General features: G+C 50.3%; 1 protein-coding gene. It reads left to right on the top strand.

Features of this window, described 5'->3' with window-relative positions; all coding sequences use genetic code 11:
- Positions 1–42: 42 nt before the first annotated feature.
- Positions 43–827, top strand: a 785-nt coding sequence (locus HMPREF9371_RS10870; protein WP_198003645.1) for a hypothetical protein, incomplete at its 3' end; no start/stop codon positions are given.

The following is an 827-nucleotide window of genomic DNA, read 5'->3' as shown; positions in this document are numbered from 1 at the left end:
CAGGGGTGGTTTGTCTGCTTTTTACGCAAAAACAGCCGGAATATGATGAAGCATGTTCCGGCTGTTTGTTGGCCTGGGGTTTTGCAAAGGTCTCCGGCTGTTTGTTGGGCTGGGGTTTTGCAAAGGCCTCAGCCTACTGAAATTGGCGACTGGATCGTGAGAGGAGCGCAGCCAGACTACCTGGGCATACTCGAGATTGCTGAAATTGATGATATAAGCGGGCCGTGGGTTCTGCTTGACGGATTTCTCGAACAGACAGCAGCCGATGATCGCCAAGTCTTCACTTTTCTTCGCGGTGTACTCGTGAAAAGCGAAGAAGTTAACCGTTTGCATGAAATGTTCGCTAACTTGAACTACCCAGGGAATAGTGCCATCCCCGATGCGCCAGAGCATTACTATACCTATGCAGGCGAAATGCCCTTTTGCTCAGCGCCTGGCTTATATAGAACTGGCAAGCAAGAGGAGAACCGTTACGAAAATAAAGTATCCGCCAATCATTGGGCAGAAAATGGTATCCCGATCGAAATTCCTGTGCAGACCTACAGCTGGGAAAGCTACCACAGCGAGATGAACCAATGCGGCAGTGCGATTTTGCCCTCAAAAGATATATGTGAAGCGCTGAATCTCCGCTACCGTGAAAACAAATGGGACTTGCATGATGCTTCAGGCGTGGCATCCCTATACCGTAAGCTCGGCGGAGATAAATTGCAGATCAGCGGCCAGCTAAGCTACTTGCGCCGAGACCTTCTCGACAAGCACTTGACGCAGTCAGGCAAAACGCTTGTGTGGCTCATGTGGGGCGAGCGTGGTATATCTGTAGAAATTCG

The sequence above is a fragment of the Neisseria shayeganii 871 genome (assembly GCF_000226875.1).
In the GTDB taxonomy this organism is placed as follows: Bacteria; Pseudomonadota; Gammaproteobacteria; order Burkholderiales; family Neisseriaceae; genus Eikenella; species Eikenella shayeganii.
The sequence above is the reverse complement of the archived record's forward strand: the minus strand, read 5'-3'. Positions and strand labels throughout refer to the sequence as shown.